The organism is Actinoplanes sp. NPDC049599 (genome assembly GCF_044465625.1).
In the GTDB taxonomy this organism is placed as follows: domain Bacteria; phylum Actinomycetota; class Actinomycetes; order Mycobacteriales; family Micromonosporaceae; genus Actinoplanes.
Genome location: NZ_JBITLX010000007.1, coordinates 72042 through 93713, shown reverse-complemented (window position 1 = coordinate 93713; position 21672 = coordinate 72042). Strand labels below are relative to the sequence as shown.

The following is a 21672-nucleotide window of genomic DNA, read 5'->3' as shown; positions in this document are numbered from 1 at the left end:
TGACGACCGTGGCCCGCCTCGGTGTGGCGTGCCTATGGTCAGCGCGGGGAGCCGAGCAGACGGGGGCGTGCCGTTGTACGACGACGATGCTGTGCGGACCGGCGAGGACGTGGTCCGGGAGGTGCTGGCGGCGCTGGCGCCCGGCGAGCTGCCGGAGGTGGCGACGGTGCTGGAGGCGTACCGGATCGCGCCGTGGACCTTGACGGGCGTGCCGGCGGGGCTGCGCGCCCGGTGGGCGCCGTTCGTGCTGGGCTTCGTCGCGGAGACGGTGGTGACGCTGGCGGCGGGGGAGCCCGCGGCCCGGCCGGTGCCGACCGGGCGGGGGCGGTTCGCCGCACTGCTGGATCTGTGGCGGCGCCCGCGCACGGACGAGCTGGCGCAGGTGCCGGACACGCCGGTGCCGGCCTTCGACCAGCATCAGTTGCGCGCGGTGTGGGCGGCAGCGGCGACCGCGGCGAACGCGCACGGGTATTCGCCGGGGGACCGGGAGGCTTTCGCCGCGGCGGTGGTCGGGGCGCTCGCGGCCGGCCACGTGCCCCGGCCCCGATGGTCCCCGGACGCTGCCTGAGCGGGTCCGGGTCTTCTGGGCGCGGCCCGAGTGGTCGGGGTCGTCTGGGCGCGGCCCGAGTGGTCGGGGTCTTCTGGGTGCGGCCCGGGCGGTCGGGGTCTTCCGGGCGCGGCCCGGGTGGTCCGGCTTTTCGGGGCGCGGCTCGGCCGGTCCGGCTTTTCGGGGCGCGGCTTGGCCGGTCCGGCTTTTCGGGGCGCGGCCCGATCCGGTCCGGGTGCTTATTGCGCGTCGCCCACCACGCGGTCGCGGCCGGCGTGTTTGGCGGCGTACAGGTGGCGGTCGGCTCGGGAGAGCAGCATCGCGGGCGTCACCTGGCCGTCCGCCGTGACCGTCACGCCGATGCTGGCGGTGACCGGCAGCGTGCCGGTGACCGGGCTCCAGTCGTGCCCGCGGATCCGCGCGGCCAGCTCCTCGCAGCGCCGCACCGCCGCGCCGAGCCCGGTGCCCGGCAGCGCCAGCAGGAACTCCTCGCCGCCCAGCCGGGCCGCGAACGCCGGGTCGGCCACCGCCTCGGTCAGCAGCCGGCCAACCTGGCGCAGCACCAGGTCGCCGGCGTCGTGCGAGAGCGTGTCGTTGATCCGCTTGAAGTGGTCCAGGTCGACGATCGCCGCCGCCAGCGGACGGCCGCCGGCCACCGCCTCGCCGAGCAGCGCGGGCAGCCGCTCGTCGGCGTAGCGGCGGTTGTACAGCCCGGTCAGCGCGTCCCGGTGGGCCAGCTCGCGGAAGTGCTCGCCGACCCGGCGGGCCTCGGTCGCCTCGAACACCGCCTGCAGGGTCCGGGCCTGCGCGTCACGCTGCGCCGACTGCAGCTCGGCGAAGTACCGGTGGTACGCCACGTGCGCGTCGTACGCCTCGCGGTGCAGGTCCATCGCGGCGTACAGCACGGCCTGCTGTTCGAGCATCGCGGCCTGGGTGGCCCGCAGCCCGCGGTCCCGGGCCAGCCGGCGGGCGGCGTCCAGGTCGGCCTGCGCGGCGCCGAACTGCCCGGCCAGCCGGTGCGCCTCGCCGAGGGTCAGCATCGCCTCGGGCAGCGCCGCGCTGGTGCTGTGCCGGAACTCCGGGTCCTGGGTGAGCGGGCGCAGGATCTCCTCGACCGCCGCGTGGTCACCGGCGGCGAGCCGGACCCGGGCCATCGTGATGAGCTGCGGGCCGTCCAGCGCGATTCCGCTGGCGGCGTGCACCTCGGCCATCCGGGCCACCGCCCGGGCTGCGGTGGCCGGGTCGCCCTCCTGGGTGGCCAGGTTCGCCAGGTTGCCGAGGATCATCAGCATCTGCTGGTGGTCGCCCATCGCGGCGGCCAGGTCCAGGGCCTCGCGGTAGCGCCGCGCGGCGTCGCCGGGGGAGCCGCTCTCGCCGAGCACCACGGCCAGCGTCATCAGGTGCCGCACCCGGACTGCCGCCGGGTCGTGGTCACCGAGGTGGGCGACCGCCTGCACCGCGTTGCCGAGGGCCCCGGCCAGGTCACCGATGTAGTAGTGGAAGTGGGTCAGCGTGCGGTGGCTGCAGGCCAGCACGTACGCGTCCCCGCGCTCCAGCGCCCACGCGTTCACCTGCTGGGCGAGGGTGCCACCCTCGGCCGTACGCCCCTCGCGCAGCGCCGCGTCGGCCCGGATCAGCCGCGCGCGCATGACGGTCCGCTCGTCGCCGTCGCGTTCCAGCGGCGCGGCCGCGGCGGCCGTGGCCCGGAACTCGGTCACCGGCCGCAGCTCCAGCTCCGCGACCTCGATGCTCACAAAACGCAATCTAGTGGTCACAGGTCTCGCTCGGGGCGCGAACCGGAGCGTCCGGGTTTCACCGTGGTCACGGTGGGAACAGCCGCCGCGTGGATGACAGGTATCAATTGCGGGAACGGCTCGGCGCGGGCGGCATGTCGGAGGTGTGGCGGGCCCACGACCAGGTGCTCGGCCGCGACGTGGCGGTCAAGGTGCTCGCCGCGTACGCCACCGCCGACCCGGCCCGCCCGGCCCGGATCCGCCTGGAGGCGCGCGCCGCGGCCGGCCTGCGCCACCCGCACATCGTCGAGGTCTACGACTACGGCGAGGCCGTCGACGCGTCCGGTCAGGCCCGCCCGTACGTGGTGATGGAGCTGGTCGAAGGCACCACGCTGGACGACCTGCTGCTCTCCCGGACCCTGCCCTGGCAGGCCGCCACCCGGATCGGCGCCCAGGTGGCGTCGGCGCTGGCGGCGGCGCACGCCCGCGGCGTGGTGCACCGCGACGTCAAACCCGGCAACGTGATGGTCACCCCGGACGGCGTGAAGCTGGTCGACTTCGGCATCTCCGCGGCGGCCGGCGCCGTCGACGAGGCGGACGGCGAGGTCCTGGGCACCCCGGCCTACCTGGCCCCGGAACGCCTGGACGGCGGCCCGGTCCGGGTCGCAACCGACGTGTACGCGCTGGGCCTGCTGCTCTACCGCGCGCTGGCGGGCCGGCTGCCCTGGACCGCCTCGACGGTGACGGAAATGGTCGGCAACCACCTGTACACGGAACCAGCCCCGCTGCCCCGCATCGCCGGCCTGCCGCCCAAGGTGGCCGACGTGTGCCGCCGAGCGCTGGCAAAACGCCCGGAAGACCGCCCAACCGCGGCGGAGGCGGCCCGCATCCTCGGCGCGGCGGTCGGCCTGCCGGCCCCGGAACCCCTGACGCTGCCGACCGCGGCCGCGACCGCGCAAGCCCCGACGGTGACGATCCGATCGCTGAGGCCCCGGCGGTCCCGCCGCCCGGCGATGCTGGTGGCGGCGGTGACGATGCTGGCGATGATGTCGTCGTTCACCTGGTGGCCGTCCGGAGCGCCGAACGCGGTCCGCGCGGAGGCGGCGACGGTCCCGTCAACGCCGGCACCGTCCACCACCACACCGACAGCGGCCCCGCCGGCCCCGCCGGCCCCGCCGGCCCCGCCGGCTGCCGATCCGGTCGCGCGGCCGGTCGCCCGGAAGGCCTCGTCGGTGACCGTTGCCAGGCCCCTGCCGAAGACAAAGACGAAAGCCAAGGCCGAGGTCAAGGCACCGAAGAAGGCGAAGGCGCCGAAGTCCAAGGGAAAGCACAAAGGCAAGGGCTGATCGTCCGGCCGCCCGGGTGTGTTCAGGTGGGCTCGCTGTGCTTCCGGTCGTCCTGTGGCCGGCAGCTCGCCTCGGCGCAGGCTGTCCGTTTCCGCGTCACTCACGCCGGGCGTCATCCTGGAAGTGACCGCCGAAGCGTTTCTTGCCGGCTGCTGCATGGCGATGAGAGCGCCGCGGCCGGGGCGCCGGGACATGGGCGCCGTCCCCCAAAATGCATTTTCAAGGACCGTCGGGCGAATGGTCTCCGGCGTGCGACGGTTACCATTCTGATAGGTGGAGACCGTCCGCGATTCTGCAGGACTTCTGGGCTGACGTCGGACGATTCGCTCGTTCGCGCGCCAATTCTTCGTCGGGTCGGGGTGTTGTTCGCGAGGGACACGGGCCGGCCGTACTCGGGGCGGCGTTGCTGGTGACGGGCGGGTTTTCGCCGCTGGTGGGTGGGCAGGGGTGGGAGCCGGCGGTTGGCGTCGGTGGCGTTGCGTCGGATGCGGGTGGTGGCCGGTGCGGGCTGCCGGGTTCGATCCGCGCGAGCCGGCGCATGCGGCGCGGGCCGGACTCGGCCGGTCTCTGACGCCGGGCGTGAGGTCGGACGTGACGCCGGTCCCGGAATCGGGAGGGTTGCTGGTCCTGACGTTGGTCCTGACGTTGGCCCCGACGCCGGCCCTGGGGCTGGTCCCGGCGCTGGGCGTGATGCCAGTCCCGACGCCGGCCCCGGCGCTGGGCGTGATGCCGGTCCGGGCGCTGGGCGTGATGCCGGTCCGGGCGCTGGGCGTGATGCCGGTCCGGGCGCTGGGCGTGATGCCGGTCCGGGCGCTGGGCGTGCCACTGGTTCGGGTATCGGGCAGGGTGCTGGTCGTGATATCGGATGGTTTGCCGCTCCCGGTGCTGGTCGCGATGGCGGGTGCGGTGCCGGTCCGGCCCCCGGGCTGCGGTGCTGGTCCTGACTCCGGTTGGGTTGCTGGTCCCAGTGCTTGGCGCGGTCCTGGTCGTGGTGCCGGACAAGGTGCCGGTCCCGGCGCTGGCCGTGGTCCCGGGCGTGATTCCGGAACTGGTCCCGGTGCCCGGCGCGGTGTGGTTTCCGGTCTCGGGGGCGGTGCTGTGCGCGACGCCGGTCCTGATGGCGGGCGTGCTGCCGCTCCTGGCGCTGGCCGCGGTGGAGGTCGTGACGGCTGCTGTGCTTCCGGACCCGGCGTCGGCCGCGGTGCGGGTCCTGATGCCGGGTGGATTGCTGCTCCCGACGCTGGGCGCGACGTCGGCCCCGACACGGGGAGGCGTCGTCGCGGACCGGTCAGTGGCGCGGCGCTGCCCGCGTCCGCCGGGCGGGATGCAGGGCCGGATGTCGGGCGGGATGCAGGGCCGGATGTCGGGCGGGATGCAGGGCCGGATGTCGGGCGGGATGCAGGGCCGGATGTCGGGCGGGATGCAGGGCCCGATGCCGGGCAGGTCGCTGGTCCTGGTCTCGGGGCCTGCGATGGTCCAGGCGCCGGGCGCGGCGTCCGGCGGGAACCGGCTTGCCTGCCCGCCGGTGCCGCAGGCCCACCCGGCGTGCGATCCGCGGCGCCCGCCTGCCGCTCCCTCTCCCGCACGCGGCGCAGGCGCTCGGCGTGGCGGCGCGCCAAGCCCCAGTCCCGGTGACGCTGATGCGTGCGCCGGAACTCCTCCCGCGCCGCCGAGTAATTGCGCGACGCGGTCCGATCGCGCATAGCCGCCACCTCGGCCGTGGTGAAAAGTTGGAGCTGCCGCATGGACCAATTATCCCGCCCCCGACTGACATTTTCGACCCCGATCCGCGTTCGATCATGCCATTCTGGCGACGCCGTGAGAATGTGCTGCCCCGGTCACCGGAAGAGCAAGGCGGCAACAATTTGGATTCAATCCATGAGCCATCATCATCCCCGGTAGGTCGGGTTCTCGACGTGGTGTCGGACGAGGATGGTTTGCATGATCGGGGTCGCTCGGTGCGGGCTGCAGCGCAGCGGTGGCCTTTGAACGGTGTCCGGATGCTGCCGCGGGCGCCTTGGTAGGCCCTTGTCGGCGAACGTCATCTCAGGGGTGTCGATGATGGCGTGGGTGCGGGCCGGCGCCGGGCAGGGCAGCCGGCCAGGCGGGTCCGGGTGTCACCGTTGCGCCGGCGGCCGGCCCGGGCTGCGAGCGCCGCCGTCGGGATCGCCGCTGGTGGCGGCGGGCTCGGATGAGGCCAGCACGGTGGCCCGCCGTTCCGCTCGACCGGGCCCGACCGGCGAGGTGGTTCAGGCTGCGGGTGACCATCGGGATCGCGGCGGGGCATGGTGGAGCGGACGTGGAAGGCGCGCGCCGCGAGCTCACCAACAGCGGCACTCCCGCCGGTACTCCTGGGGGCTCACCCCGCGCTCCCGCTTGAAAGCCGCACTCAAAGCGAACGAGCTCCCATACCCCACCCGCCGAGCCACCGCCCCGATCGTCAGCTCCTCCTCGCGCAGCAGGTCCGCCGCCAGCGCCAGCCGCCACCCCGTCAGGTAGCTCATCGGCGGTTCGCCGACCAGCTCGGTGAAGCGCCGGGCCAGTGCCGACCGGGACACCCCGCACCGGGCCGCCAGGCTCGCCACCGTCCACTGCTGGTCCGGCTCCTCGTGCAGCAGGTGCAGCGCCGGGCCCACCACCGGGTCCGTGCGGGCGCGGTACCAGGCCGGCGCCCCGGAGGCCGGGTCGGCCAGCCAGCCTCGCAGCACCGCCACCAGCAGCAGGTCCAGGATCCGGTCCAGCACCAGTTCCTGGCCCGGTTCCGGGCGGGCGATCTCGGCGGCGAGCAGGTTCACCGGGCCGGTCTCGCCCGGGCGGACCAGCAGCGGTGGCAGTGCCGTGAGCAGCCGCCGGCTCACCTCGCTGTGCAGCTGGTACGTGCCGGTGAGCAGCAGGGTGCCGCCGTCCGGGCCGTCGCCCCAGGTGCGGCCGGCCCGGTCCATCCGTGTTGTGCGGTCCGGGCCGGTCAGCGTCGTGCAGGTCTCGCCGGGGCCGATCAGGGTCTGCCAGGGGGTTCCGGGGTCGTCGGCGACCGTGTAGTGGCCCGGGCCGCGGATCAGCGCCACGTCGTGCGGGTGCAGTTCCACCGGGTCGGCCCCGTCGGGCAGGACCCAGGCGACGCCGTGCACCAGTGTCAGCACCGTCAGCGGCGCTTCGTCCTCGATCCGCAGCGCGTACGGCGGTGCCAGCAGCGACCGCAGCAGGAAGGCCCCCCGCGCCCGCGGCCCGTCCAGCAGCCCGGTCAGCGAGTCCACGCGGTCACCGTAGCGCCACGTCCCAGACGCCGGTGGCGGCCGCCGCGCGGGCGTAGTCGGCGAAGTCCCGGGGTGGGCGGCCGAGGGCGCGCTGCACGCCGTCGGTCAGGTGGGCGTTGCGGCCGTCGGTGACCAGGTGGAACAGGTCGCCGAGGTCCTCGGGCATGCCGTGCTCGCGCAGCACCGCGGTGAACTCGGCCGGCCGCAGCGGCACGAAGCCGATCGGGCGGCCGCAGGCCGCGCCGATCTCCGCGGCCGCCTCGGCGAAGGTGAGCAGCCGAGGGCCGGTCAGCTCGTACGTCTGCCCGGCGTGCCGTTCGTCGGTGAGCGCCGCCACCGCCACCTCGGCGATGTCGTCGGCGTCGGTGAACGGCTCGGCGGCCTCGCCCACCGGCAGTGCCAGTTCGCCGGCCAGCACCGCGTCCAGCAGGAAGCCCTCGCTGAAGTTCTGGTTGAACCAGCTGGGCCGCACCACCGTCCAGGACAGACCGGAGCGGCGGACGGTCTCCTCGCTGGCCAGCGCCCGGGGCTCGCCGCGGCCGGAGAGCAGGACCAGCCGGCGCACGCCGCGGGCGCCCGCCCGCGCCACGAACGCGGCGATCGTCTCCGCCGCGCCGGGCAGCGCCAGGTCGGGGTAGTAGCTGAGGTAGACCGCGTCGACGCCGGCCAGCGCGGCGTCCCAGGTCCGCGGGTCGGTCCAGGCGAACGGTGGCCGCGCCGCGCGGGAGCCGGCCCGGACGGGCAGGCCGCGGCGGGTGAGCAGGGAAACGATCCGGCGGCCGGTCTTGCCGGTGCCGCCGAGCACCAGAGTGGTCATGGGTCGAGTCAACCGCCGGGCGGCGGGACGGGCCATGGTCCGGAGGCGCGCGTCCATACGCGAGCGTCCACGAGACTCGGCCGACTTTCGTACGGTGCACAAAAAAGTTTTCGTCGACAATGGAGAACTTTCTTCATATCGAGCCTTTCCTTTGTCCGGGAGCCTGGGTTAGCGTCGCTTCACGTAACACAGGTGACACATGGTGTTATCGGAGGGGATGCCGTCATGCGCACGGGAATCTGGTTGATCGGTGCGCGCGGCTCCGTCGCCGTGACCGCCGTGGTCGGCGCCCTCGCGCTGCGGGCCCGCCTGGTGGAGCCCACCGGCTGTGTCACCGAGCTGCCCCAGCTGCGCAGCCCGGCCCTGCCCGGCTGGGGCGAACTGGTCTTCGGCGGCCACGACATCGTCACCACCCCGGTGCTCAAGAAGGCCGACGCCCTCGCCGCCGCCGGGGTGGTGCCCGGCCGGCTGGTCGCGGCGCTGGCCGGCGAGCTGACCGCCGTCGAGGCCGACCTGCGGCCGCTGCCCGGCGCGGACACCCAGGCCGGCACCGCCGAACGGATCGCCGCCGACCTGCGCGAGTTCCGCACCCGGCACGCGCTGGACGAGATCGTGGTCGTCAACGTGTCCACCACCGAGCCGCTGGCCGCCGCGCACCCCGCGCACGCCGGGCTGGCCGCGCTGACCTCGGCGCTGCGCGGGCCCGAGCCGGTGCTCCCGCCCAGCGCGCTCGCGGCTTACGCGGCCTTCACCGCCGGGTGCGCGTTCATCGACTTCACCCCGTCCACCGGCGCCCGGCTGCCCGCGCTGGACGGGCTGGCGCTGCGTGAGGGGCTGCCGTACGCGGGCAACGACGGCAAGACCGGCGAGACGCTGGTCAAGTCGGTGCTGGCGCCGATGTTCGCGCTGCGCAACCTGCGGGTGCGCAGCTGGTCCGGGATCAACCTGCTGGGCGGCGGCGACGGCGCCAACCTGGCCGACCCGGCCGCCAACGCCGCCAAGGTGGCCAGCAAGCAGCGGGTGCTCGGCGACGCCCTCGGTTACCGGCCGGAGGGCACCAGCCGGATCGACTACGTGGCCGAGATCGGCGACTTCAAGACCGCCTGGGACCTGATCACCTTCGACGGTTTCCTCGGCACCGGGATGCGGATGGAGTTCACCTGGCACGGCTGCGACTCCGCGCTCGCCGCCCCGCTGGTGCTCGACCTGGCCCGGCTCACCGCCGCCGCGCACCGCGCCGGGCGCGCCGGTCCGCTGGGCGAGCTCGGCTTCTTCTTCAAGGACCCGCTCGGCGCCGGCCCGTCCGCGCTGGCCGAGCAGTGGGCGACCCTCGCCGCGTTCACGGCGGGACTGGACGCGGCGCGGTGAAGGCTCCGCTGCGTACCGTCGTCGAGCTGGTCCGGGCGCCCGCCGCGCTGTCCGTGCCCGGCGACGTGATCGCCGGGGCGGCCGCGGCCGGCACGCTCGGCCGCGGCACCGCCGGGCTGGCCGGCGCCTCGGTCTGCTTCTACTGGGCCGGGATGGCCGCCAACGACTGGGCCGATCGCGAGCTCGACGCGGTGGAACGCCCCGAGCGGCCGATCCCGTCCGGCCGGATCTCCGCGCCCGCGGCGCTGGGTCTCGCCGCCGGGCTCACCGCGACCGGGCTGGCCCTGGCCGCCCGGGCCGGGGGAGCGCGGGCCCTGGCCGTCGCGGTGCCGCTGGCCGCCGCGGTCTGGGCCTACGACCTGCGGGCCAAGAACACCGCGGCCGGGCCGGCCGGCATGGCCCTGTGCCGCGGCCTCGACGTGCTGCTCGGGGCAACCCCGGGCGATCCGGTACGAGCCGTGCCGGCCGCCCTGGTCGTCGCCGCCCACACGTACACGGTCACCGAGCTGTCCCGCCGCGAGGTCGCCGGCAGCAGCACCGCCGCCCTGCCCGCGGCGACCCTGGCGGCCACCGCCGGGCTGGCCGGCGCGGTCGCGGCCCGCGGCACCCCGGCCACCGCGATGCTCGCCGGCGAATACCTGACCAGCTACGGCCGCGCCCAGGCCCGGCTGTTCACCGACCCGGCACCGTCCACTGTGCGCGGCGCCGTCGGCGCGGGCATCACGGCCCTGCCCGCGCTCCAGGGCGCGCTCACCGCACGCGCCGGCCGCGCCTGGCTCGGCGTCGCCGTCGCGGCCGCTGCCCCGCTCGGTCGGCTGCTCGCCCGCAAGGTGTCACCGACATGACCGGCCACATCGGACAACACCGCGATCTCCGCCCGCATCGCGTCGCCGGCGGGCGGGCAGCCCCGGCGGAGGTGAGTGCGGCATGAGCGCGCTGCGGTTCGGCTACGGCACCAACGGATTCGCCAACCACCGGCTGAGCGACGCGCTGGAGGTCATCGCCGGGCTGGGCTACGAAGGCGTCGCGCTCACCCTGGACACCGACCACCTCGACCCGTTCGCGCCGGATCTGGCCCGCCGGGTCGCCCGCACCGCCGACCAGCTCCGCGACCTCGGGCTCGCGGTCGTCATCGAGACCGGCGCCCGCTACCTGCTCGACCCCTGGCGCAAGCACGCGCCCACCCTGCTGCACGACGACCGCAAGCTGCGCCTGGACTTCCTGCGGCGCGCGGTCGCGGTCGGGTCCGACCTGGGTGCCGAGGCGGTCTCGTGCTGGGCCGGGGTACGCCCGGACGACGTCGACGAGCGCACCGCCTGGCAGCGCCTGGTCGCGGGCTGCGCGGAGATCACCGAGGCGGCCACCGCCGCCGGCGTCCCGCTGGGCTTCGAACCCGAGCCCGGCATGCTCGTCGCCGACCTCGCGGACTGGCGCCGCCTGCACGCCGAGCTGGGCGCCCCGGCGATGTTCGGCCTGACCCTCGACATCGGACACTGCCGGTGCCTGGAGCCGCTGCCGGTGCCGGAGTGCGTGGCCGCCGTGGCCGGGCACCTGGTGAACGTGCAGATCGACGACATGCGCCGGGGCGTGCACGAGCACCTCGAGTTCGGCGCCGGCGAGATCGACTTCCCGCCGGTGCTGCGGGCCCTGCGCGACGGCGGCTACCGCGGGCTGGTCGCGGTCGAGCTGCCCCGGCACTCGCACGCCGCCCCGGCCGTCGCGCGTGAGTCGCTGGCGTTCCTGCGGGCGGCCGGCGAGGAGGGACGATGACACTTGACGACCTGCGGGCCGCGCTCAGCGCCGTACCGGGACGGGCCTGGCTGGATGACGCCCTGGTCCGGGTCCGCACCGACCCGGACGCCGCCGGGCCGTTGTTCGCCCGTGCCGAGCGCAAGCTCGGGCGCGAGCCGCTCGCCGGCGGCGGCGCCTGGACGGCCGGGCGGGCCGGACGGGCGCTGCTCCTGGCCGCACTGGCCGATCCCGACCGGGTCGTGACCCTGTACCAGCAGGGTGACGCCGCCGAACGGCTGGCCGTGCTCGCCGCGCTGCCGCTGCTGGAGCTCGGCGACGCCGGCGTGCCGCTGCTGCACGACGCGTTGCGCACCAACGACACCCGGCTGGTCGCCGCCGCGCTCGGCCCGTACGCCGCGCACCTGGACGCCGCGACCTGGCGCCAGGGCGTGGTCAAGTGCGTGTTCATGGGCATTGCGCTGAGCGCCGTCGACCGGCTCGACGACCGGGCCGACCAGCAGCTGGCCGAGATGCTCGGCGCGCTGGCCACCGAACGTGCCGCCGCCGGCCGGCGCCTGCCGGACGACGCGCTGGCCCTGCTCAACCGGCTGACCGTCGCGAACACCTCGAGGAAGCAGGCGTGATGCGCATCTTCGACCCGCACATCCACATGACCTCCCGCACCACCGACGACTACCGGGCGATGGCGGCGCACGGTGTGCAGGCCGTGGTGGAGCCGGCGTTCTGGCTCGGGCAGCCGCGCACCAACCCGGGCTCGTTCGCCGACTACTTCGACTCGCTGATCGGCTGGGAGCCGTACCGGGCGGCGCAGTTCGGCATCCGGCACCACGCGACGCTGGCGCTGAATCCCAAGGAGGCCAACGATCCACGCTGCCGGGGCGTGCTCGACCTGCTGCCACGCTACCTGGACAAGGACGGGGTGGTGGCGGTCGGCGAGATCGGCTACGACTCGATGACCCCGGCCGAGGACGAGGCGTTCGCGCTCCAGCTGGGACTCGCGATCGAATACGAGCTTCCCGCGCTCGTGCACACCCCGCACCGGGACAAGGCCGCCGGCACCAAACGCACCCTGGACGTGGTGGCCGAGTCCGGCATCGAGCCGGGCCGGGTCGCGGTCGACCACCTCAACGAGGTCACCGTCGGGCTGGTCCGCGACTCCGGCTGCTGGATGGGGTTCTCCATCTACCCGGAGACCAAGATGTCGCCGCCCCGGATGGTCGAGATCATCAAGGCGTACGGCACCGAGCGGATCCTGGTGAACTCGGCCGCCGACTGGGGCCACTCCGACCCGCTGCTGACCGTGGCGACCGGCCGGGCTCTGCTGGAAGCCGGGTTCACCGCCGACGACGTGGACCGGGTGCTGTGGCGCAACCCGGTCGAGTTCTACGGCCAGTCCGGGCGCCTGGACCTGTCCGCCACGACGCCGGGCGACACCTTCGCGGGCAGCTCGATCGCGCGGGGAGGCAGCTGATGCGCTTCCGGCACCCCGACGGCCGGCTCGTGCACCTGTCGTACTGCACCAACGTGCACGCCGCCGAGGACTTCGCCGGGATCCTGGCCCAGCTGGACACCTACGCGGTGCCGATCCGGGAACGGCTGGGCGCGGACGTGCTCGGCCTCGGGCTGTGGCTCGCCGCGCCGGTGGCGGCCGGGCTGGCCGGTGACGTCGCCGGCCGGCAGCGGCTGCGCCGGGAGCTCGACGCGCGCGGGCTGGAGGTGGTCACCCTCAACGGGTTCCCGTACCAGGCGTTCCAGGCGCCGGTGGTCAAGCACGCCGTCTACCAGCCGGACTGGTCCACCCCGCAGCGGCTCGCGTACACCCTGGACCTGGCCCGGGTGCTGACCGACCTGCTGCCGGCCGACGCCGCCCACGGCTCGATCTCCACGCTCCCGCTGGCCTGGCGCGACCCGTGGACCGACGCCCGGGCCGCCGACTGCCGGCACAACCTGGACGAACTGGCCCGGTCGCTGACGCTGCTGGACCGGGAGATCCGGATCGCGTTCGAGCCGGAGCCGGGCTGCGTCATCGAGAACACCACCCAGGCGGCGGAGCTGCTGGCCGGGGTCGACACCACCCGGCTCGGTGTCTGCCTGGATCTGGCCCACCTCGCGTGCGCCTGGGAGGAGCCGGCCGAGGCGCTGCGCACGCTGGCCGCGGCCGGCCTGCCGATCGTCAAGGTGCAGGTGTCGGCGGCGCTGGCCAGTGCCGACCCGCGCGCCGACGCCGCCGTGCTCGGCGAGTACGTCGAGCCGCGCTTCCTGCACCAGACCCGGGGCGCGCTCGGACTGTCCACCGACGACCTCGACGAGGCGCTGGCCCGGCGCGACGGCTTTGACCAGCCCTGGCGGGTGCACTACCACGTGCCGCTGCACGCCCCGCCCGTACCGCCGCTGACGAGCACCGTCGGGGTGCTCGCCGAGTCGCTGCGGCTGCTCGCCGGCGGGCCGGCCGCGCTGTGCGACCACTTCGACGTCGAGACGTACACCTGGCACGTGCTGCCGCCGACCTCGCGCCCGGGCAGCCCCGCCGAGCTCGCGGCCGGCATCGCCGCCGAGCTGTTCTTCGCCCGGGCCCAGCTCACCGCGCTGGGCCTCACCGTCCACCAGGGAGTGACACCGTGACACCCGTGGTCGTCCTGGACGTCGTCGGCCTCACGCCGCGGCTGCTCGAGCACATGCCGCGCCTGGCCGGGCTGGCCCGCACCGGGTTCCAGGCCCCGCTCGGCACCGTGCTGCCGGCGGTCACCTGCACCGTGCAGTCCACGTTCCTGACCGGCGAGCTGCCCGCCCGGCACGGCATCGTCGGCAACGGCTGGTACTTCCGCGACCTGGGCGAGGTGCTGCTCTGGCGGCAGCACAACGCGCTGGTGCAGGGGGAGAAGCTGTGGGACACGGCCCGGGCGCGCCGGCCCGGCTACACCGTGGCCAACGTCTGCTGGTGGTACGCGATGGGCGCCGACGTGAACTGGACGGTGACCCCGCGGCCGGTCTACCACGCCGACGGGCGCAAGGACCCGGACTGCTACACCGACCCGCCGGAGCTGCACGACGAGCTGACCGCGCGGCTCGGCACGTTCCCGCTGTTCAGCTACTGGGGCGCGAACGCCGGGCTGCCCTCGTCGGCGTGGATCTGCCGGGCCGCCGAGCAGATCATGGACCGGCACAGTCCCGACCTCACCCTGGTCTACGTGCCGCACCTGGACTACGACCTGCAGCGGTACGGCCCCTCCTCGCCACGGGCCGCCGCGGCCGCCGCCGAGCTGGACGCCACCCTGGGCCCGCTGCTGGACGCCGCCACGTCCCGCGGCGCCACCGTCGTGGTCCTCTCCGAGTACGGCATCACCGACGTCTCCCGCCCCGTCGACATCAACCGCCTGCTGCGCGCCGAGGGGCTGCTGCGGGTGTACACCCAGGCCGGGATGGAGTACCTGGACCCGTGGACGTCGCGGGCGTTCGCCGTCGCCGACCACCAGATCGCCCACGTCTACGTCCGCGACCCGGCCGACGTGCCGGCCGTGGCGAAGCTGTGCGCGGGCCTGCCCGGCGTCGCCGAGGTGCTCGACGCCGAGGGCCAGGCCGCGCACGGCCTCGACCACGAGCGCTCCGGTGAGCTGGTGCTGGTGGCCGAGCCGGACTCCTGGTTCACCTACTACTACTGGCTCGACGACCGCGCCGCCCCGGACTTCGCCCGGCTGGTCGAGATCCACCGCAAGCCCGGCTACGACCCGGCCGAGCTGTTCTTCGACCCGGCCGGCCCGGTTGCCGCGAAGGGCCGGGCGGGGCTCGCGCTGCTGCGCAAGAAGCTCGGCATGCGGTACCTGATGAGCGTGGTGGGCCTCGACGCCGGCGCCCGCGCGGTCCGCGGCTCGCACGGCCGGCTGCCCGCCGACCCACGCGACGCGCCGGTGCTGATCTGCTCCGACCCGGCCGCCGCCCGGGACACGATCGCGGCGACCGAGGTGAAGGAGCTGCTGCTCAGCCTCGCCGGGCTCTCGGCATGACCGCCTGCACCGAGCGGCACTCGGCCGCACCTGCCAACGGCCTCGCAGGCGAGGGCCAGAAGGGCATGCCCCAGGAGGTTCAGTCATGAGCGTCGGCACCGCGCCCGGCACCGACGCCGAGCTGGCCCGCCGGTGCGAGTCGGCGCTGGTCGCCTACCTGGACCGGCAGCGTCCACACTGGCCGGACGGCACCCCGGCGGGGGTGCTCGACGCGGTGCGCCGGTTCGTGCTGGCCGGCGGCAAGCGGCTGCGCCCGATGTTCTGCTACTGGGGCTGGCGCGGGGCCGGCCAGCCGGACAGCCCGCAGATCGTGGTGGCGGCGGCGGCCCTGGAGCTGTTCCACGCGTTCGCGCTGATCCACGACGACATCATGGACGGCAGCACCCTGCGCCGCGGCCAGCCGACCGTGCACCGGCACTTCGCCGAGGTGCACACCCGGCACTCCTGGCGCGGCGAAGCCACCCGGTACGGCCACAGCGCCGCGCTGCTCTGCGGCGACCTCTGCGCCGCCTGGGCCGACCACATGCTGCACGAGTCGGGCCTGCCGGTCGAGTGGATCCACCGCGGCTACCGGCTGTTCACCGTGATGCGCACCGAGGTGATCGCGGGCCAGTACCTGGACCTGGTCTCCGGGGTGGGCGACGGCTCGGTGGCCGGCGCGCTGACCGTCATCCGGATGAAGGCCGCCCGCTACACGGTCACCCGCCCGCTGCAGATCGGCGCGGCGCTGGCCGGCGGCGGGCCGGAGCTGCAGGCCGCGCTGCAGGCGTTCGGCGACCCGCTGGGCGACGCCTTCCAGCTGCGCGACGACGTGCTGGGCATCTTCGGCGACCCGGCGGTGACCGGCAAACCCGTCATCGACGACCTGCGCGAGGGCAAGCCGACCGTGATGATCGCGATGGCCCGGGACCGCGCGGACCGGGCCCAGGCGGCCCGGCTCCGCCGGCTGTTCGGCGACCCGGAGCTGGACGACGCCGGTGCCGCCGAGCTGCGCGCGATCATCACCGCGACCGGGGCCCGGGAACGGATCGAGGACCTGATCTCGCAGCGGGCCGCGGCGGCGACCGGCGCGCTGGCCGACGCCCCGCTGACCGGCGAGGCCCGCGCCGCGCTGACCGCGCTGGCCGCCTCCGTGGTGGTCCGGCACCACTGAACGGCGGTGGCGTGAGATCCTTCCGGTGTGTGGCGAAAGCTGTGGCGCGCCGCGGGCGCCTCGAAGGGCTTCACCCCGGTCGCCCGGCGCCTGGTCGGCATCGACCGGTGGCTCGGCCGGATGTCCCGTGGGCGGGTGGTGGCCCTCGGCATGGCCCCGTCGCTCATGCTCACCACGACCGGGCGCAAGAGCGGGCAACCCCGCAGCCAACCCCTGCTGTACGTGCGCGACGGCGCCGACCTCATCGTGATCGCCTCGAACTGGGGCGGCGAGAAGGATCCGGGCTGGGCCTGGAACCTGCGCGCCGATCCGCACGCGCGGGTCACGCTCGACGGGCGCGAGTCGCCGGTGGCCGCCCGCGAGACGGACGGCCCGGAGCGGGAACGGCTCTGGCAGCTGATCGTCGACCAGTGGCCCGGCTACGAGACGTACCGGACCCGGGCGTCCCACCGGCACCTGCGGATCTTCCGCCTGACGCCGGTCAGCGGCTGACCTGTTCATGACCTGGTGTGCCGGGCCGCCGTCGCCACGGCCGCCGTCACCACGATGACCGCGCAGGCTGCCGCCGCCCCGGCCAGCGGCAGCCACGGCACCGACAGCACCGCGGGATCGTCCACCGCCGGGTGTCGGCCGTGCTGGCGTACCTCCGCGAATAGCAACCAATGGTTGCGCGATGCCGGACCTCCGGCTAGGTTGATGTGCAACCAAACGTTGCACATGGAGGACGGCATGGAGTACGGCAGCATCGAGCGCGAGATCCACGTGGATGCCTCGCCCGAGGTGGTCTTCAAGGTGGTCAGCAGCCCGCAGCACATCGCGGAGTGGTGGACCGACGGCGCCGAGTTCGAGCCGGCGCCGGGCGCGGTCGGCGAGCTGGTCTGGGGCGACCGCGCGCACGTCGAGGCGATGCGGGTGGTGACCGCCGAGCCGCCCCGGCTGTTCGCGTTCCGCTGGTGCTACCCCGGCGGCACGGTCGACGACGACGCCGCCTCGATGCTGGTGACCTTCGAGCTCACCCCGGCCGGGAGCGGCACCCGGGTCCGGCTCACCGAGACCGGGTTCCGCGAGCTGGGCTGGGAGGCCGCGAAGCTCGAGGAGATGTACCACGACCACGTCAGCGGCTGGGACACCTTCGTGCCCCGGCTCGGCGAGTACGTCGCCCGGCTGGTGTCGGCGCCGTGACCGTCGCGGCCGTCGACGACGACCTGTGGTCGGCGATCGGGGACCCGACCCGGCGGCGGATGCTCGACCTGCTGCTGGCGACCGGCGCCGGCACGGCCACCAGCCTCAGCGAGCAGCTGCCGGTGACCCGGCAGGCGATCGCGAAACACCTCGGCGTGCTCGACCGCGTCGGCCTGGTGCACGCCGCGCCCGCCGGGCGGGAACGGCGGTACCGGGTGGACGAGGCGCAACTGGCCCGTGCCGTCGCGCAGCTGTCCTCGGTGGGGGCGGCCTGGGACGCCAGGCTGCGGCGGATCAAGCGGATCGCCGAAACCCTGGAGCGCTCCTGAAAATCCGTTGACAACAAAGGGAAGAAGGATCAGATGGTGGACATCCTGCACAAGGTCGGCATCAAGGGGTCGGCGGCCGCGGTCTACGCCGCACTGACCGGTACGGAAGGACTGGCCGGCTGGTGGACGACCGACACCGCGGGCGACGGCGAGAACGTCGGCGGCGTGCTCACATTCCGGTTCGCAGCCGGCGGCTTCGACATGAAGGTCCGCCAGCTCGACCCCGGCAAGCGCGTCCTGTGGGAGGTGATCGACGGGCCGGAGGAATGGATCGGCACCCACGTCGACTGGGTCCTCGACCAGAGCGGCGACTACACGGTGGTGCTCTTCCACCACCAGGGCTGGCGCGAACCGGTCGACTTCATGCACCACTGCAGCACCAAATGGGCGACGTACCTGATGAGCCTGAAGTCACTGATCGAGACCGGCAAGGGCGCGGCCCACCCGCACGACGTGAAAATCGACAGCTGGGACTAGGGGCGCGGCGACGCCCTTGCTGGTGCGGCCGCCGCGCAGCGCCCGGATCGCGCGTGGTTGTCGGCCGGCCGGCTCGTCGGATGGCGAGATGCCCGGCGGATCCCGGGCAGCGTCTGGGTGACCGTGATCGTCAAAAGGCCGGCTCCGGCAGGCCAACGACCCGCCGAGGCCGTCCGAGCCACCGACCTTGGTAAGAACTGGCCCCTATGGCGGCCGGTTCTTACCAAGGTCCAGGTGGCGACCAGCGGTCGAGGTCGAGTCGCGTCGTCAGGGCGTCGTGGGACTGCAGCGCCTCCGGCCACCGGTCGGGGTGGGGTCGTTGCGGCGCCGGAAGAAGTAGTCCCCGACGTTGGATGCCCCCAGGGGATCAGCCACAGGGAGCGCGACCCCTCCAGGGCGGTCGTCAGCAGATCGCAGTCGACGGGGCGCGGGGGCGCCGACCGGCAGCGCGGGCGCGACGCGCTCCAGGCTGGCCAGCCTCAGCATGCACAGCTCACCGGCGCAGTTCACCGCTGCTGTCCGTTGTGGACGGGCGCCCGGTGGGCGGTCCGGTGCTGACCGGGTGCACGGGATCTCGCCGCGGGCCGCCGCCCCCGGTGCCTGTTCGCGGGCTTCCGGGACGCTGATCGGCAGCCGCGCCAGCTGCGGACCCGGCAGTCGTCCAGGCCGGTCTCCTGTTCGGCCTGCTGGAAGCACTCCTCGCCCGGCCGGCGACCCGGATCAGCGTGGACGGAGTGGCTCGGCGGGCTGCGTGGCAGATGCTGGAGACGATCTCGGCCGGGTCGGTGACGCTGCGCCGCGCGAGGAGCCAGTGCCCGCGGCCCGGCGCCCAACTCGTACCCGGTCATGGCCGCGAGGTCCGTGCGCGCCCTCACCGCAGGACATCCGCCGCCAGGATCGGGTCGGCAGTCCCGCGATGATCGCGTCCACCCGGCCAGAAGCAGCCGGCCGGGACCGGGCCGGCGCGGCGCACCCGCACAACGTCAAGATCGACAGCGGGGACTGGCGGGCCGGTCAGCGCGGCGTCCAGCAGGGGTCGCGGCCGATGAACCCGAGCAGCCGGGTCTGCGCGTCGGCGTCGGCGGGCACCTCGACGCGGGCGCCGTACTGGCCGGAGGAGCGGATGACCTCCTCCATCTGTTCCATGCCGCCGAGTAGTTGCGCGCAGAAGGCGGGGTCGAGCCGGTCGTCCTGGCCGGTGGCCCGGGCGAGGTCCCAGGTGTGCATGAACACGTCGGAGGTGTAGAACCGGTCGATCGCGGCGGCCAGCGGCAGGCTGCCGAGGTGCGGGTTGGTGAGCTCCCGGCCGGCCGTCGCCGGGTCGTCCAGCACCGCCTGCACGCCGTCGCAGTGCACCTGCCACGCCCGCACCGGGTCCTCGTCCGCGGACGGTCCGCGCGGCAGGTCGACGCCGGCGCCGGCGGCCAGGAAGCCGGGGAGCCAGGTGACCAGGTGCCGCACGACGTCGCGGGCAGCCCAGCCGGCGACCGGGGCGGGCGCGTCCCAGGACTTGGTGCCGAGCACCCGGTCGGTGAACAGCCCGGCGATCTGCCGGTGCCGTTCGGCGGGGGTGTCAGAGAGTGCCATCGGTGACCATCCGTTCCAGTTCGGTGTAGCCGTCGTCGAGGCCGGTCTCCATGCCCGAGCGCAGCCACGCGTCCCGGCCCTCGAAGCTGTCGACCAGGGACTGGCTGCGCAGCCGGGTGCGGCCGCCGCCCAGGTCCTCGAACCACATGGTGGACAGCAGGACCCCGTCGGGGTCGCCGGCGTAGGTGAAGGTCTGCACTATCCGGTCCGGCCGCACCTCGTGGAAGCAGCCGTGGAACCGGTGCTCCGTGCCGTCGCGCTCCGTGACGTACCGCCAGCTGCCGCCGGTGGTCGCGTCCCAGTGCTCGATCCGGGTGGTCGTGCCGTCCGGGCCCACCCACCGGGCGAACAGCGCGGGATCGGTGTGCGCTCGGAAGAGCTGCTCGGGTGTCGCGGCGAAGTCACGGGTGATCCGGATGATCGGCACCCGGGGGTCGGCTTCGACGGCTGTCTCGGTGATGCTGGGCATGCTCGGCTCCGTTCAGCTCCGCCAGGACGGCGTCGAGGCGGCGGTAGCGCTGCTCGGCGCGGGCCCGGTAACGCTCGATCCAGGTCTCCATCAGGTCGAACACCCCGGCCTCCAGCCGCACCGGCCGGGGCTGCGGCCCGGGCGGCCGGCTGACCAGGCCGGCGTCCTCGAGCACCCGCAGGTGCTTGTAGACCGCCTGCAGGCTCATCCGGTACGGCTCGGCCAGCTGGCTCGCGGTCGCGTCGCCCGCGGAGAGCCGGGCCACCATGTCCCGCCGGGTGGGGTCGGCCAGCGCGGCGAAGACCCGGGTCAAGGTGTCGGCGGTCATCCGGCGCCGTCTTTCAACCTCATAGTTGAAAGACGCTAGACCGCCACCTGCCGTCCGTCAACCATCCTGGTGCGTGCAACGTTCTCGCGTTCCGCTTCCGTCATCTTCTGCGAGGGGGCCACCGGGGCCGGCCGGATCGGGGAGCGGTGCTGTGGGCGAGCGTGCGGGCCGTAGGGCGAAGGGCCGGACCCGGTCACCCCGCTGGGCGCTGTGGTGCGTGGTGATCGGCGCGCTGCTCGTGACCGGCAGCGGCGTCGCGGTGGCCGGCACCCGGGTGCTGCTCGGCACCGCCACCGCGACGGTCACCCAGCAGAACCTGCTCGGCGAGACCCGGGTGGAGACCAAGCGGGTCAGCGTCAAGGGCGCCAAGACGATCCTGCTGGTCGGGCTGGACACCCGGCCGCACCAGGACGCCGACAAGCTGATCCGGTCGGACTCGATCATCCTGCTGCACCTGCCGGCCGACCACCGCAAGGCCTACCTGGTGTCGCTGCCCCGGGACAGCTACGTGCGGATACCCGCCTTCGACAACGGCGCCCAGCGGTACGCCGGCGGCCGCAACAAGATCAACGCCGCGTTCGCGTACGGCAGCCGCGGCCTGACCGGCGACAAGGCCCTCACCGGCGGCTTCACGCTGCTGGCCAAGACGGTGCGGAAGCTGACCGGGATCACCCCGGACGCCGGCGCGATCATCGACTTCCCGGGCTTCCGCAACGTGGTCACCGTGCTCGGCAAGGTGTGCCTGACCGTCGACACCAGGACCACGTCGATCCATATCGGACACGACAACGCCACCGGCAAGGTCGCCAAGCCGTACCGGATCAACCCGGACGGCACCGTCCGGGCGAAGATCCGCGGGGTGACGCCGAACATCTACCGCAAGGGTGAGCACTGCTTCACCCCGACCGAGGCGCTGGACTTCGTCCGCCAGCGGGACCTGCTGGCCGACGGCAGCTACGACTACGGCCGGCAGCGGCACCAGCAGCAGTTCATCAAGGCGGTCATCCGGACCGTGCTGGAGAAGGGGCTGAACTCCCCGACGAAGCTGCCCGGCCTGCTCAAGGCGGTGGGCCGGACGATGACGGTCGACGACGGCGGCATCCCGCTGGCGGACTGGGCGTTCGCGCTGCGCGGCCTCCGCGCCGACGACCTGATCACCGTCAAGACCAACAACGGCACGTTCAACAGCGACGACATCCCCGGGGTGGGCAGCGCCGAGATCCTCAGCGACACGAGCATGGAGCTGCTGCGGTCGGTGCACGAGGACACCGTCGACGAGTTCGTGCTGGCCCACCCGACCTGGGTCACCCGCAGCTGAGCGGCGCGGTG

At 74.2% G+C, this 21672-nt stretch carries 23 protein-coding genes and 2 pseudogenes; 16 read left to right on the top strand and 9 right to left on the bottom strand.

Going from position 1 to position 21672, the window contains the following annotated elements:
• The first annotated feature begins 67 nt into the window (after nt 1-67).
• A complete protein-coding gene (locus ACIBQZ_RS15320) occupies nt 68-568 on the top strand; it encodes a hypothetical protein (RefSeq protein ID WP_396089229.1) in 501 nt (166 codons plus the stop codon).
• Between the two features lie 218 nt (nt 569-786).
• On the opposite strand, the gene ACIBQZ_RS15315 is transcribed toward ACIBQZ_RS15320, so the two are convergent.
• Nucleotides 787-2301 carry a diguanylate cyclase gene (locus ACIBQZ_RS15315; protein WP_396089228.1) on the bottom strand — a complete coding sequence of 505 codons (1515 nt, stop codon included), beginning with the start codon at nt 2299-2301 and terminating at the stop codon, nt 787-789.
• An 89-nt stretch (nt 2302-2390) separates the two neighbouring features.
• Here ACIBQZ_RS15315 and ACIBQZ_RS15310 point away from each other — a divergent pair, with 89 nt between their 5' ends.
• Nucleotides 2391-3626, top strand: coding sequence for a serine/threonine-protein kinase (locus tag ACIBQZ_RS15310; protein ID WP_396089227.1), 1236 nt, complete (start codon nt 2391-2393; stop codon nt 3624-3626).
• Nucleotides 3627-4614: 988 nt separating this feature from the next.
• Complete coding sequence (locus ACIBQZ_RS15305) at nt 4615-5331, top strand: hypothetical protein (protein WP_396089226.1); 717 nt, start codon at nt 4615-4617, stop codon at nt 5329-5331.
• 184 nt (nt 5332-5515) lie between these two features.
• On the opposite strand, the pseudogene ACIBQZ_RS15300 reads toward ACIBQZ_RS15305, so the two are convergent.
• The 4 genes and pseudogenes from ACIBQZ_RS15300 to ACIBQZ_RS15285 form a co-directional block, all read right to left on the bottom strand.
• Nucleotides 5516-5740: pseudogene (locus ACIBQZ_RS15300) on the bottom strand (IS5/IS1182 family transposase); the annotation flags it as partial.
• Nucleotides 5722-5894, bottom strand: a pseudogene (locus ACIBQZ_RS15295) (IS5/IS1182 family transposase); the annotation flags it as partial. The pseudogenes ACIBQZ_RS15300 and ACIBQZ_RS15295, both read right to left, overlap by 19 nt.
• A 53-nt stretch (nt 5895-5947) precedes the next feature.
• On the bottom strand, nt 5948-6880 hold the full coding sequence (locus ACIBQZ_RS15290) for an AraC family transcriptional regulator (protein WP_396089225.1): 933 nt from the start codon (nt 6878-6880) through the stop codon (nt 5948-5950).
• A gap of 4 nt (nt 6881-6884) precedes the next feature.
• Nucleotides 6885-7697 carry an NAD(P)H-binding protein gene (locus tag ACIBQZ_RS15285; protein ID WP_396089224.1) on the bottom strand — a complete coding sequence of 271 codons (813 nt, stop codon included), beginning with the start codon at nt 7695-7697 and terminating at the stop codon, nt 6885-6887.
• 225 nt (nt 7698-7922) lie between these two features.
• On the opposite strand from ACIBQZ_RS15285, the gene ACIBQZ_RS15280 reads away from it, so the two are divergent.
• The 9 genes from ACIBQZ_RS15280 to ACIBQZ_RS15240 all read left to right on the top strand — a co-directional run bounded on the left by ACIBQZ_RS15280 (nt 7923) and on the right by ACIBQZ_RS15240 (nt 16463).
• The gene (locus tag ACIBQZ_RS15280) at nt 7923-9065 is read left to right on the top strand and encodes an inositol-3-phosphate synthase (protein ID WP_396089223.1); all 1143 of its coding nucleotides are present in this window, start codon (nt 7923-7925) and stop codon (nt 9063-9065) included.
• Nucleotides 9062-9910, top strand: coding sequence for an SCO3242 family prenyltransferase (locus tag ACIBQZ_RS15275; RefSeq protein ID WP_396089222.1), 849 nt, complete (start codon nt 9062-9064; stop codon nt 9908-9910). The genes ACIBQZ_RS15280 and ACIBQZ_RS15275 overlap by 4 nt, the downstream gene beginning before the upstream one ends.
• A gap of 82 nt (nt 9911-9992) precedes the next feature.
• Nucleotides 9993-10835, top strand: a complete 843-nt coding sequence (locus tag ACIBQZ_RS15270; RefSeq protein WP_396089221.1) for a sugar phosphate isomerase/epimerase family protein — start codon at nt 9993-9995, stop codon at nt 10833-10835.
• Nucleotides 10832-11440: an EboA domain-containing protein gene (locus tag ACIBQZ_RS15265; RefSeq protein WP_396089220.1), complete on the top strand. Its 609-nt coding sequence runs from the start codon at nt 10832-10834 to the stop codon at nt 11438-11440. Before ACIBQZ_RS15270 ends, ACIBQZ_RS15265 begins: the two co-directional genes overlap by 4 nt.
• Nucleotides 11440-12288 (top strand): TatD family hydrolase, encoded by an 849-nt coding sequence (locus ACIBQZ_RS15260; protein ID WP_396089219.1) that lies wholly within the window; start codon nt 11440-11442, stop codon nt 12286-12288. Before ACIBQZ_RS15265 ends, ACIBQZ_RS15260 begins: the two co-directional genes overlap by 1 nt.
• Entirely contained in the window at nt 12288-13439 is a 1152-nt protein-coding gene (eboE, locus tag ACIBQZ_RS15255) for a metabolite traffic protein EboE (protein WP_396089218.1), read from the top strand. Before ACIBQZ_RS15260 ends, eboE begins: the two co-directional genes overlap by 1 nt.
• Nucleotides 13436-14818: an alkaline phosphatase family protein gene (locus ACIBQZ_RS15250; RefSeq protein WP_396089217.1), complete on the top strand. Its 1383-nt coding sequence runs from the start codon at nt 13436-13438 to the stop codon at nt 14816-14818. Before eboE ends, ACIBQZ_RS15250 begins: the two co-directional genes overlap by 4 nt.
• A gap of 85 nt (nt 14819-14903) precedes the next feature.
• A complete protein-coding gene (locus ACIBQZ_RS15245; protein ID WP_396089216.1) occupies nt 14904-15971 on the top strand; it encodes a polyprenyl synthetase family protein in 1068 nt (355 codons plus the stop codon).
• A gap of 27 nt (nt 15972-15998) precedes the next feature.
• Nucleotides 15999-16463, top strand: a complete 465-nt coding sequence (locus tag ACIBQZ_RS15240; protein ID WP_396089215.1) for a nitroreductase/quinone reductase family protein — start codon at nt 15999-16001, stop codon at nt 16461-16463.
• A 5-nt stretch (nt 16464-16468) separates the two neighbouring features.
• Here the strand turns inward: ACIBQZ_RS15240 and ACIBQZ_RS15235 are convergent, their stop codons facing one another.
• Nucleotides 16469-16630, bottom strand: coding sequence for a hypothetical protein (locus ACIBQZ_RS15235; RefSeq protein ID WP_396089214.1), 162 nt, complete (start codon nt 16628-16630; stop codon nt 16469-16471).
• 70 nt (nt 16631-16700) lie between these two features.
• On the opposite strand from ACIBQZ_RS15235, the gene ACIBQZ_RS15230 reads away from it, so the two are divergent.
• Genes ACIBQZ_RS15230 through ACIBQZ_RS15220 form a run of 3 tightly spaced genes read left to right on the top strand, consistent with a single transcriptional unit; the run spans nt 16701 to nt 17959 of the window.
• Entirely contained in the window at nt 16701-17153 is a 453-nt protein-coding gene (locus tag ACIBQZ_RS15230) for an SRPBCC family protein (RefSeq protein ID WP_396089213.1), read from the top strand.
• A complete protein-coding gene (locus ACIBQZ_RS15225; protein WP_396089212.1) occupies nt 17150-17482 on the top strand; it encodes an ArsR/SmtB family transcription factor in 333 nt (110 codons plus the stop codon). Before ACIBQZ_RS15230 ends, ACIBQZ_RS15225 begins: the two co-directional genes overlap by 4 nt.
• 33 nt (nt 17483-17515) lie before the next feature.
• Nucleotides 17516-17959 (top strand): SRPBCC domain-containing protein, encoded by a 444-nt coding sequence (locus ACIBQZ_RS15220; RefSeq protein WP_396089211.1) that lies wholly within the window; start codon nt 17516-17518, stop codon nt 17957-17959.
• Nucleotides 17960-18973: 1014 nt separating this feature from the next.
• Here the strand turns inward: ACIBQZ_RS15220 and ACIBQZ_RS15215 are convergent.
• Genes ACIBQZ_RS15215 through ACIBQZ_RS15205 form a run of 3 tightly spaced genes read right to left on the bottom strand, consistent with a single transcriptional unit; the run spans nt 18974 to nt 20343 of the window.
• Entirely contained in the window at nt 18974-19546 is a 573-nt protein-coding gene (locus tag ACIBQZ_RS15215) for a TIGR03086 family metal-binding protein (protein WP_396089210.1), read from the bottom strand.
• Complete coding sequence (locus ACIBQZ_RS15210) at nt 19533-20015, bottom strand: SRPBCC domain-containing protein (protein ID WP_396089209.1); 483 nt, start codon at nt 20013-20015, stop codon at nt 19533-19535. The genes ACIBQZ_RS15215 and ACIBQZ_RS15210 overlap by 14 nt, the downstream gene beginning before the upstream one ends.
• Nucleotides 19948-20343, bottom strand: coding sequence for an ArsR/SmtB family transcription factor (locus ACIBQZ_RS15205; protein ID WP_396089208.1), 396 nt, complete (start codon nt 20341-20343; stop codon nt 19948-19950). Before ACIBQZ_RS15205 ends, ACIBQZ_RS15210 begins: the two co-directional genes overlap by 68 nt.
• A gap of 151 nt (nt 20344-20494) precedes the next feature.
• Here ACIBQZ_RS15205 and ACIBQZ_RS15200 point away from each other — a divergent pair, with 151 nt between their 5' ends.
• Entirely contained in the window at nt 20495-21661 is a 1167-nt protein-coding gene (locus ACIBQZ_RS15200; RefSeq protein ID WP_396089207.1) for an LCP family protein, read from the top strand.
• The last annotated feature ends 11 nt before the right edge of the window (nt 21662-21672 follow it).